Source organism: Nonomuraea sp. NPDC049784, assembly GCF_040659615.1.
GTDB lineage: Bacteria > Actinomycetota > Actinomycetes > Streptosporangiales > Streptosporangiaceae > Nonomuraea.
Genome location: NZ_JBFAMX010000342.1, coordinates 1 through 10,657 on the forward strand (window position 1 = coordinate 1; position 10,657 = coordinate 10,657).

The following is a 10,657-nucleotide window of genomic DNA, read 5'->3' on the forward strand; positions in this document are numbered from 1 at the left end:
GGTACGCGGGACCCGTCGGGTGGATCGACGCCCACGGCGACGGCGAGTGGGGCATCGCGCTGCGCTCGGGGCTCGTGCAGGGCCGCCGGGCCCGCCTGTTCGCGGGCGGCGGCATCATGGGCGACTCCGACCCGGCCGCCGAGCTGGCGGAGGCTCAGGCCAAGTTCCGCGTCATGCAGTACGCCCTGGAGGGGTGATCAGGCTGCGTGATCAGGCGGGGACGTGGATGTCGTCGCCCACGTCCACGCGCGCCCGGCCCGCGGTCAGCGTGGCCACCCAGTCCGCGAACGGCGCCACCTCGTCCTCGCCCACGGAGACGGTGAAGGTGACCTCGCCCGCGTACGTCACGTCGCGCACCGGGTGGCGGGAGGCCCGCAGGTCGTTCTCCACCCGCCCGGCCTGGTCGTGTGCCACCGCGACGCGCACGAGCTTGGCCGGCACCATCCGCACCGGCTCGGCCCGGTCGAGGGTCTCGGTCACGGCGGAGCCGTACGCGCGCACCAGGCCGCCCGCCCCGAGCAGGGTGCCGCCGAAGTAGCGGGTCACCACGGCGACCACGTCGCTGAACCCCCTGCCCACCAGGGCCTGCACCATCGGCGTGCCCGCGGTGCCGCCCGGCTCGCCGTCGTCGTCGCCCTTCTGCACGCGCTGACCGATGACGTAGGCGGTGCAGTTGTGGGTCGCGCCGGGGTGCTTCTGGCGCCGCTCCCCGATGAACGCGACCGCCTCCTCGACGCTGCGCGCGGGCGCCAGGGCGCAGATGAAGCGCGAGCGCTTGGCCTCCGTCTCGTGCTCGGCGACGGCGGCGAGGGTGAGGTAGGGCGCAGGCACATTCGACAGCGTATTCGGCCCCGGTGGCGGCGAGGGCACCGCCGGCACCCCTGTGACGCCTGCCTGCCGCGTGGCATGCTCGTAGTCACGCGCGAAGGAGGTAAGCCCGTTGCCCAGAGAAGGCGAGAGCAGGTTGCTGGCCATCAGCGACCTGCACGTCGGTTACGCGGAGAACCGGGCCATCGTGCAGGAGCTGAAACCGGCCACCCCGGGCGACTGGCTGCTGGTCGCCGGCGACGTCGGCGAGCGGCTGGCGGACATCGCCTGGGCGCTGGAGCTGCTGGCGGGCCGCTTCGAGCGGGTCGTCTGGGTGCCGGGCAACCACGAGCTGTGGACCCCGCCGGACGACCCGCCGGACCTGCGCGGAGCGGCCCGCTATGAGCACCTGGTGAGCATGTGCAGGGACCTGGGCGTCCTCACCCCGGAAGACGAATACCCCGTATGGGAGGGGGCGGGCGGACCGGTCAGGATCGTGCCTCTCTTCCTGCTCTACGACTACACGTTCCTGCCGGCGGGCCACCTCACCAAGGAGAGCGCGCTCGCGTACGCCCGCGGCACCGGGGTGATCTGCACCGACGAGTACCTCCTGCACCCCGACCCCCACCCGAGCCGTGAGGCGTGGTGCCAGGCCCGGGTGGAGCTGACCGAGCGGCGGCTGGCCGGGCTCGACGACGTGCCGCTGGTCTTCGTGAACCACTATCCCTTGGTACGCGAGCCGACCGACATCCTGCGTTACCCCGAGTTCGCCCAGTGGTGCGGCACGACGGCCACCAGGGAGTGGCACACGCGCCACCCGACCGCCGCCGTGATCTACGGTCACCTCCACATCCCCCGCGTCACCTGGTACGACGGCGTGCGCTTCGAGGAGGTGTCGCTCGGTTACCCGAGGGAGTGGCGTCGCCGGCCGGGTGGCCCCAAGCTGCTGCGCGAGGTTCTTCAGTAACCTCTCGTGACCTTCACCCCGCGCCCGATCTTGCGCGGCACGCCGATGCCGTCGATCAGGTTGCCGCTGGAGGCGACGGACATCGCCTCGCCTTCCCCGTCGCCCTTGCTGAGCAGGATGCCCGTCTCACGCTTGGTGCCGTGGCCCAGGATGGTGTTGCCGGTGATCGCCGCGTGGCCGGTGCCGTAGTTGACCGCGTCCAGGGCGAGGTAGACGAAGTTCACGTCCGCCGGCAGCGACCCCGTGGCGGTGTACGTGCGCTCCGGCGGCGCCGAGCCCTCCCGCCGGGCCTTGCCCAGTGCCTTGCGCAGCGCCGCCAGCGCGTCCGTCGGCGGCAGGAACTTGTGGATCCGGTTGGCGGTGATCGTCGTGTTGGCCTCACCCTGGAGGTCGCAGCGGATGCCGTAGTACGTCTGGTTCGCCGTGCTCTCGGCGCCGAAGTCCTCGATGTAGTTGTTCTGGATCGAGGTGCCGAAGCAGCGGTGGGCGTCGATGGCGTTCTTCGGCGTCGCGTACAGGTGCAGGTCGCTGAACGTCCAGCCGGCCGCGTTGTCGCTCTGGATGGCGTGCGTCCCGCTGAAGCCGATCCAGGAGCGCTGCAGCGTCCAGTCGGTGACGGAGTTGCCGGGGTCGACGACCCGCAGCCCCGCCTCGGCGGCTCCCTCGATATAGACGTCGCTGATGACGCTGTTGACCATCGTGTTCTTGAGCAGCGTGCCGTTCTGTGACGGGTTGCTGATGCGGATGCCGTCGGACGGCGTGCCGTAGATGTCCACGTCGTACACGCGGGTGTTCCACGAGCGCAGCAGCAGCCCCACGGTGCCGGTGTTGTTGTCCCGGTTGCCGTCGATCGTGAGCTTCTCGACGCGGATCGTGTCGCCGCTGGTGTCGGTGTTCTTGACCCAGCCCTCGGAGGCGAGCACCGCGGGCAGGTTGGCGCCGTCGGCCTGCCTGAGCACCGCCCCGGCCTTGGCGTCGCCCCGGTACGTGCGCCGGTCCGGCAGGCTGATCGTGGCGTTGATCAGGCACGGCCCCTTGATGACGACCTCGTCGCCCTCCTTGGATGAGTCGATCGCGGCCTGCAGCGTCTTGGCGTCGCCGGCGGTGTTGGCACAGGCCGCCTCCACCCTTGAGGCCGCGGCGGGCGGCACCGGCAGGAGAATGGCGGCCCCCGTGACGGCCATGGCGAGAGCGGCGCCGCCGGCGAGCAGGCGGGTCGTTGAATGACGCACTGTCGGTCCCTCCGTCAGAACGATGTCCCCGGAGACGCGGCACCCCCGAGCGTCCCCGTGTCGATCATTCTCACCGGGCGGAGGGCGGTTCGTGATCTCTTCGGGTGCGGAATCGCAAACATTTCTTCGCGAAGAACTCTTTGCGAATAAATGTTTGCGGTTTAACCTTCTAGCCATGACGCGATCCCATGAGAGCGTGGTCGTCCTCGACGCCACGGGCCTGCGGGCGCTCGCCCATCCCGTACGGGTGCAGCTCGTGGACCTGCTGCGCAAGCACGGCCCGTCCACCGCCACCCGCGGCTGCGCGGGCTGGGTCCCCCAGCCGTACCGGCGCCGGAGGAGAGCACCGGTACGGCGGGTGACCGGGTCAGCGGGTGATCAGGCCCTGGGTCAGGTCGGCGGCCGTGGCCGTGTGGGAGCGGCGCTCGGCGGGGCCGTAGCCGCCACCACCGCCTGACTCGCAGCGCAGCACGTCCCCCGCCTTGACCGGCAGCGCGTTCACCTTGAGCATCTCGCGGGCGTCCGGGGTGCCCGGGTTGAGGGTGACGCGCGGCGGGGCGCCCGGTTCGCCGCCCGCCAGGCCCCACGCCGGGGTGACCGAGCGCTCGAACCACAGCGACAGCGACGTGTCGCCGGAGAACTCGTACTCGCGCACCACCCCGTTCCCGCCCCGCCACTGTCCCGCGCCGCCGGTGTCGGGGCGGATCTCGTAGCGGCGCACGCGTACCGGGAACAGGGTCTCCAGCACCTCGATGGGCATGTCCCGCAGCGCGCCGTTGACGTTGTTGATCAGGCAGGTCTCGCCGTCGCCGCCCTCCCAGGCGCCCCAGCCGCCGACCGTGGCCTCCTGGGAGACGTACAGCTTGCCGGTACGGGGGTCCGTGCCGGTGAACTGCACGATCATCGAGTCCCCGTACGAGGCGGCGGCCGCCTTGTCCGGCAGCACCGGCGCCAGCGCCTTGACCACCAGGTCGATGAGCAGCCCCAGGTGCGAGTAGTAGTACTGGCAGGCGGCGGGCGACTCGGCGGCCAGCATCGAGCCCGGCCGCGTGTCCACCGACAGCGGCCGGAACGAGCCCCCGTTGAGCGGCACGTCGCCCGAGACCAGCAGCTTGTAGCCGACGCGGACGGCGGCCACGGCCTGGGCCGCGCCGCAGTTGACCGGGCCGAGCGCCTGGTCGGCGCAGTCGGTCAGGTCCACGTGCATCGACTCGCCCGACACCGCGACCGTGACGTTGACGGGGAGGGGGGCGTCCAGATCGATGCCGTCGTTGTCGAGGTGGCCGGACGCCTCGTAGACGCCGTCGGGGATGGCCGCTATGGCCGCGCGCTCCATCCGCTCGGTCTGGGCGAAGATCTCGTCACGGGCCGCCAGCACCGTCTCCAGGCCCCACCGGGAGACGATCTCCTTCAGCCGCCGCTGCCCGGTCATGGCACAGCTCACCTGGGCGCGCAGGTCGCCGAGCGTGGCGTGCGGGAAGCGTACGTTGCGGGCGATCACCTCGTGCAGGTCGCGGCAGGGCTCGCCGTCCGCGTACACCCTCACCGGGCCCATCCGCAGGCCCTCCTGGAAGATCGACGTCGAGTCCATGGAGCCGCCCGGGTCCTTGGAGCCGACGTCCAGCCAGTGCGCCCGCGACGCCGCGAACCCGCCCAGCTCCCCGTCCACGAAGATCGGCCCGTAGACGGTGACGTCGTTGAGGTGGGTGCCGCCGATGTAGGAGTCGTTGAGCACCCACACGTCGCCCTCCTGCCAGACCTCCCGCCCGTACAGGCGCTCGGTCTCGCGGGTGCACACCTCCAGGTTGCCCAGGAAGATCGGCAGCCCGGACGACTGGCCCAGCACGTTGTGGTCGCGGTCGAGCAGCGCGACGGCGCAGTCCTTGGCCTCATAGATGACGGGGGTGTAGGAGCTGCGGATGAGCGTGGTGTTCATGTCCTCGGCCGCCTGCAGCAGGGCGCAACGGATGATCTCCGTGGTGACGGGGTCGATCACTGGTCCACCTTCATGATGAGAAAGCCGTTGGGGTCCACGGTGGCCACGCAGCCGGGCGGGATGACTGTGGTCGCGGTCTCCTCGACCACGATCGCGGGCCCGGCCAGCTCGCCGTCCAGGCTGGAGCGCCGCAGCACGGGCGTGCTGTGCACGGCCCCATCGAAGATCACATCCCGTACGTGCTCCGCCTGCTCCTCGGGGACCTCCGGCGAAGCGGCGACGGTGCGCGGGAACGAGCCGAACCCGGTGCTGCGCAGCATGACGAACTCCACCGGCGCTTCCGGGGTGGCGTGCCCGTAGCGGCTGGTGTGCGCCTCGGCGTAGCGGGCCGCGATGGCCTCGAGGAACCCCGGTTCGGCGGGCTCGGCCGCGTCGCGCAGGGGGATCGTCAGCGTGTAGTCCTGCCCCTCGTAGCGCATGTCCACGGCATGCTCGACCCGGCGCCGCTCCTCCGGCACGCCCTGGGCGGAGAGCGCCGCAAGGGCCTCCTCCTCCAACGTCACGAAATTTCGGGACATGTCGGGGCCGTCGAGCACGTCCTGCGACCGGAAGTACGGATGCGTCAGATCCCGGCGTACGTCCGCCTCCAGCATCCCCCACGCCGAGAACGCTCCAGGGAAGCGCGGCACCACCACCTCGGAGATCCCCAGCTCCCGCGCGATGAACGCGGCGTGCATCGGCCCCGCGCCGCCGAACGCCACCAGCGCGAACTCCCGCGGCTCGATCCCGTGCTCCACGGTCAGCGTCCGGATCGCCTGCGCCATCTTGGCGTTGGCCACGTCGCAGATCCCCTCGGCGAGCAGCAGCGGATCGAGGTCGAGCTCGTCGGCCAGCGTGGCGATCGCCGTACCCGCCGCCTCCACGTCCAGCGTCATCAGCCCGCCCGCGAACCAGGCCGGATCCACCCGGCCGAGCACCACGTTCGCGTCGGTCACCGTGGCCCGCGTGCCGCCCCTGCCGTAGCAGGCAGGCCCCGGCACGGCCCCTGCCGACTCGGGTCCCACGCGCAGCGCGCCCGCCTCCGCGTAGGCGATCGAGCCGCCGCCCGCGCCGATGGTGTGCAGGTTCACGATCGGCATGAGCACCGGATAACCCTCGATGCGGGCTTCGGCGCTCACGTCGGGCCGCCCGTTCACCACGAGCGACACGTCGAACGACGTGCCGCCCATGTCGATGCAGATGGCGTTGTCCCGCCCTGTCTCGATGACGCCGGGTCCGCGTCGGAGCAGCCGGGTCGCCGCGACCCCGCCCATCGTGCCGCCCACCGGCCCGGACAGCAGCGTCTGCAACGGCCTGCGCATCGCGTACGAGGCGTTGACCAGCCCGCCCGACGACTGCATCACGTGCACCGGCACCGCCAGGCCCCGCTCGGCGAAGCGCCGCTCGATCCTGGCCAGGTAGCGGCGCACGACAGGCCCGGTGTACGCCTCCAGCACCGCCGACGAGGTCCGCTCGTACTCGCGCCACTCCCGCGCCACCTCATGCGAGAGCACGACCAGCACGTCGTCGCCCAGCTCCTCCCGCAGGATCTCGCCCGCCCGCAGCTCATGCGCCGGGTTCGCGTAGGAAAACAGCAGGGACACGGCCACCGCGTCGAACCCCTCCTCACGCGCCCGCCGCGCCGCCGCCCGCACCGCCTCCTCGTCGAGGGGTACGAGCTCCTCCCCCCGGTAGTCCAGCCGGCCGCCCGCCTCCATGACGTCCTGGCGCGGCACCAGCGGCACGGGCTTGCGGTAGCGCAGGTCGAACATGCGGTCGCGGTTGCCCCTGGCGATCTGGTAGACGTCCCTGCCGCCCAGGCTCGCCAGCAGCAGCACGCGGGCGCCCTTGCGCTCGAGCAGCGCGTTCAGTCCCTGCGTGGTGCCGTGCACGAAGAACGAGATCCCCGCGGGGTCGTCCACGACCCGGCCGAGCGCGGCGAACACGCCCTCGGCCAGGTCTCCCGGAGTGGTGGGCGCCTTCGAGGCGGTGACGGCGCCGTTCCGTTCGTCGTAGCACACGACGTCGGTGAAGGTGCCGCCGATGTCCATGGCGACGCGATAACTCATGCGCTGCACCGTACGCCGTGGCGGCACCGGCTCGCATGTGCGGCCCGCACAGGGAGAGGCGTCCTCCAGTGCATTCCGCAAGGCCGACCGTACAACGTGGCCTCGCCCTGTGTTCAACCTGCACGGCCCTCCACCGTCCTTCGAGAGCCCGCCGGGCCCTTGTCCCGTCACGGGGGGCGTGAGCGATGCGATGCCCTCGCGAAAGGACCTCTGCCGAAGTACAGGCGGTCCGCTCGCGGCGAGGCGAGTCGCGTACCGGGCGGGCTCAGCGAAGGAGGACGTGGCAGGCGAGCTGGAGGGCCAGGCGGGTGGCGGCGTCGTCCAGGTCGAAGCCCACGGACTTGACGCGCTCCAGGCGCGTGGTGATCGTGTTGCGGTGGACGCCCAGCCGCTCGGCCGCCTTCAGCGCGCCGCCCTCGTCCAGGACCGCGGCCAGCGTCTCCAGCAGCGTGCCGTCCTTGTCGACCGCCAGCAGCGGCCGCAGCACGACCGAGGCCGGGGTGCGCAGGACACCCGTGGGCAGAGCGCCCAGCAACTCGGCCGGGCCCATCCGGTCGGCGCGCGCCACCGTTCCCGGCCCCGCCACGAACGCCGCCGCCTCCGCGCCCAGCAACGACTCCCCCACCGACCGCAGCCCCTCTACCTGCGCACCCACCCCGGCCACGCACGGCCAGGGCATCGTCTCCAGGCAGCGTGCCAGGCGTTCGGCCAGCTCGCCCGGGCCCAGGGCCGACCATCCCGCCCACCCCTCGCCCCGCGGCAGCACGGGGACCTGGCCCAGGGTCGCGGTGATCAGCGTCCGGGCCAGCGGGGCGTCGGCCGCCTCCGCCGTGGGCCTGATCTGGTAGCCGGTCAGCGTGCCCTCCACGGGCCAGCCCAGCGCGATCGCCTCCGCCCTCGGTCCGCCCTCGTCCGGCTCGGCCGGGGCCTCGGCGAGCAGGCGTTCGGCGAGGGCCTGCTGCAGGGCGAAGTCGCGGGACGTCCGGAGCCGCTCCTGTGCGGCCCATGCGGCCAGCGGGGCCACCGCCAGCTTCAATACGGTACGCACGGCCGCGGGCCATCCGGGTGACCGGGACGAGCCGCCGGCTACCAAGGTGCCCAGCACGCCGCCGTCCAGGTCGGGCACCTCCACCTCAGCCGACCACCGGGTCCCCTGCGCCCGCCCGTCCGACGCCTCCCGCACCATGGACTCACCGGAGGCGCGGCGCCCCACCCCTGGCCCCCCGTCTTCCCCACGACCCGCCATGGGGCCGCCGCCCTTCCCGTTTCGTGTCATGGACGCGCCTGAGGCTCCGCCTCCCGCATCGGAGCCGTCGCCGGGCGTATCCCGTGCTGGGGAGCCAGCGCGGGCATCGTCTGCCACAGGGCGGGACGCGTCGCCTGGCACGACCTCGCCCCCGAACCCGTCGCGCGTGCCGCGCGGCTCGCCGGACTCGTCCCGCGCGCCGGGGCCACCGCCGCCCAGGGGCTCGGCGCCACGGTCACCGCCACCGTGGGCATCCGCGCCCATGGCACCGCCGCCCGGGGTCTCCGTGCCGAGGCGGTCTGTGCCTGGGCGGTCGACGGGCCGGGCACCTGCCAAGTGACGGCCGTAGCGGTCGAGGAGCGTCACCGAGGTGCCGGGCAGCTCGGCGTTCAGGACTCCGAGCACGCGCCGGGCCGAGGGGCCGGCTTCGGCGAGACGGGTGGCGCAGCGGGCGACGAGCTGGGTGCGGGCCGCTTCCGGGCGGGCGGCGGCCGAGGCGACCCGGACCGCGACGATCAGCGGGTCCTCGTCCACGAAGATCAACGTGACGCCGAGCCGCTCGGCGAGCACTTCGCCGGAGCCCGCGCTCAGCCTGCCGGACGGCGCGATCACGCACGCCGCCGCCTGCTCCCAGGCCCGGCGCATGGCCATCTCCACCGCCCACCCGCCGCTGGCCGCCGTCCCGATCAGCACCACCGCCGTGTGCGGCGCCACCTGGCCGAACACGGACAGCTCGTCCACGATCCGCACCTGGTGCACCTGGTTCTCGCCGGTGCCGTACATCCGCGCTCCGGCCAGCGGCCCGGCGTTGACCAGCTCGGCCACCGTGATCGGCGCCTCCCACCCCGTCGCGCGCGTCCTGCTCACCGCGCCCTCCCCTCTACAGCGGGATCCCGAACGCTTGCAGGCCGCCCAGCGCAAGCCCCTCGTCCGTATGCCACACCGGCGCGGCCTTCACCACCATGACGTCCACCTCCAGGCCGGGCACCGCTTTGTCCACGTCCACGACCATCCCGCCGGCCGTGGAGATCATGCAGATCTGGTCCGGCGCCATCGCCACCACCGCCCCGTCCGCCAGGGCGAGGACGATCTCGTTGTGTGCCTCGAGCCGTACCAGCCGTCGCAGCCCCGCCGACTCCTGCACCACGATGCTGGACGGCAGCGACGGCAGCGCCAGGTCCGTGCCGTGCCCCGTGCTGCCCTCCACCGCCAGGATCCGTCCCCTGCACAGCCGTCGCGCGCCATAGGGCGCCGCGGCCGAGCGGGGCGCTCCGGGCACGCCGGCCCGGAGCAGCAGGCTCACCGTCCCCGGCACCAGCACCCGCGCCAGGTCGCCCGCCGTCATCGGGTAGCAGGCCGCCACCGCCCACCCGCCGAGCGACAGGACCACGGGGCGCAGCAGCTCCTCCACCCGGTCGCCGGCCGTCTCCAGCAGCACCAGCTCCCCCGACCCGCCGGCCAGCGCCAGCGGGGCCGGGCTCATCCCGCCCAGCGCGAACGTCGTCTGCTCGACCAGCGGGAACACCCGTCCCGTGCCGTCGCCGTCCACCAGTGGCACTCCGAGCTGGGCCGCCGCGATGAGCGGGACCAGGGCGTTCTCGGCCGCGAGGTTCAGCGCCACCACCGCGCCGGCCCGCTCCCCCAGCCTGCGCTCCAGCGCCTGTACGGCCCGCGCGGGCTCGTCGCCCCTCGGCAGCTGCTCCCCCAGCGCGGTCGTGGACCCGACCAGGCTGACGGACACGCACAACGTCTCCGGCGCCAGCCCCCCGGCCGTCACCAGCTCGACTCCCGTCCCGATGACCGAGGCCCCCCAGTCGAGGGTGAGGTTGTGCGCCGACTCCGCCGCCCCGGTCGCGAACATCCGCGACCCCGCCGAGAGCCGCTCGAGCGCCTCCCCGTCGATGACCGCCCGCCGCGCGTGGCCGCTCATGGCATCGTGCCTTCCGCCGTCACCCGCACCCGGTACAGCCCGTCCGGCAGGTACGACAGCGGGTTCGCCGTGGTCTCCGCGATCCTGGCCGAGCCGGGCGGGGCTCCCGCGCTGACCACGCGGGTGAGCGCCTCATCCCGGGCGTCCTGGAGCACCCGATCCAGCTCCGCCCGCCCTCGTGCCTGGACGATCCGCTCCACCTGCGCCTCAGGCCGCCCGATCGCCGCCCCGTACGCCGCCGCCACCTCGTCGGGGACCCCGGGCAGCGCCACCCGCCCGCGCGCGAGGCCGGCCGCGCCGCCGAAGTCGCAGGCGAGCGGGTACCGACGGAAATAGCTCGCCGACACCAGCCCGCTGCCCGACCTGGCGAAGTACACGGGCACACCGGCTGAGAGGGATCGCCGGTCCAGAACCCCTCGCCGATCAGGATT

General features: G+C 72.9%; 9 protein-coding genes and 1 pseudogene. 3 read left to right on the forward strand and 7 right to left on the reverse strand.

The genetic code is table 11. The annotated features are described in order from the left end of the window. The coding region (locus AB0J09_RS41785) for a chorismate-binding protein (RefSeq protein WP_360703839.1) at positions 1-197 on the forward strand (197 nt) is incomplete at its 5' end. A gap of 13 nt (positions 198-210) precedes the next feature. Here the strand turns inward: AB0J09_RS41785 and AB0J09_RS41790 are convergent. Then, positions 211-831 carry a YigZ family protein gene (locus AB0J09_RS41790; protein ID WP_360703842.1) on the reverse strand — a complete coding sequence of 207 codons (621 nt, stop codon included), beginning with the start codon at positions 829-831 and terminating at the stop codon, positions 211-213. A 109-nt stretch (positions 832-940) separates the two neighbouring features. Between AB0J09_RS41790 and AB0J09_RS41795 the strand changes: the two genes are divergently transcribed. After that, positions 941-1,774, forward strand: coding sequence for a metallophosphoesterase (locus AB0J09_RS41795; protein WP_360703845.1), 834 nt, complete (start codon positions 941-943; stop codon positions 1,772-1,774). Here the strand turns inward: AB0J09_RS41795 and AB0J09_RS41800 are convergent. Continuing rightward, positions 1,768-3,006, reverse strand: coding sequence for a hypothetical protein (locus tag AB0J09_RS41800; protein WP_360703847.1), 1,239 nt, complete (start codon positions 3,004-3,006; stop codon positions 1,768-1,770). The genes AB0J09_RS41795 and AB0J09_RS41800 overlap by 7 nt on opposite strands. Positions 3,007-3,181: 175 nt before the next feature. Here AB0J09_RS41800 and AB0J09_RS41805 point away from each other — a divergent pair, with 175 nt between their 5' ends. Then, positions 3,182-3,463: a hypothetical protein gene (locus AB0J09_RS41805; RefSeq protein WP_360703851.1), complete on the forward strand. Its 282-nt coding sequence runs from the start codon at positions 3,182-3,184 to the stop codon at positions 3,461-3,463. Here AB0J09_RS41805 and AB0J09_RS41810 read toward each other — a convergent pair. From AB0J09_RS41810 to AB0J09_RS41830, 5 genes and pseudogenes are all read right to left on the reverse strand, one after another. Beyond that, positions 3,374-5,002, reverse strand: coding sequence for a hydantoinase B/oxoprolinase family protein (locus AB0J09_RS41810; RefSeq protein ID WP_360703853.1), 1,629 nt, complete (start codon positions 5,000-5,002; stop codon positions 3,374-3,376). The two genes, AB0J09_RS41805 and AB0J09_RS41810, sit on opposite strands and share 90 nt — an antisense overlap. Further along, positions 4,999-7,050: a hydantoinase/oxoprolinase family protein gene (locus AB0J09_RS41815; protein ID WP_360703856.1), complete on the reverse strand. Its 2,052-nt coding sequence runs from the start codon at positions 7,048-7,050 to the stop codon at positions 4,999-5,001. The genes AB0J09_RS41810 and AB0J09_RS41815 overlap by 4 nt, the downstream gene beginning before the upstream one ends. 265 nt (positions 7,051-7,315) lie before the next feature. After that, positions 7,316-9,163 carry a helix-turn-helix domain-containing protein gene (locus tag AB0J09_RS41820; protein WP_360703859.1) on the reverse strand — a complete coding sequence of 616 codons (1,848 nt, stop codon included), beginning with the start codon at positions 9,161-9,163 and terminating at the stop codon, positions 7,316-7,318. Between the two features lie 13 nt (positions 9,164-9,176). Then, positions 9,177-10,226 carry a DUF917 domain-containing protein gene (locus tag AB0J09_RS41825; protein ID WP_360703862.1) on the reverse strand — a complete coding sequence of 350 codons (1,050 nt, stop codon included), beginning with the start codon at positions 10,224-10,226 and terminating at the stop codon, positions 9,177-9,179. Next, positions 10,223-10,657 (reverse strand): annotated as a pseudogene (locus AB0J09_RS41830) (hypothetical protein); the annotation flags it as partial. The gene AB0J09_RS41825 and the pseudogene AB0J09_RS41830, both read right to left, overlap by 4 nt.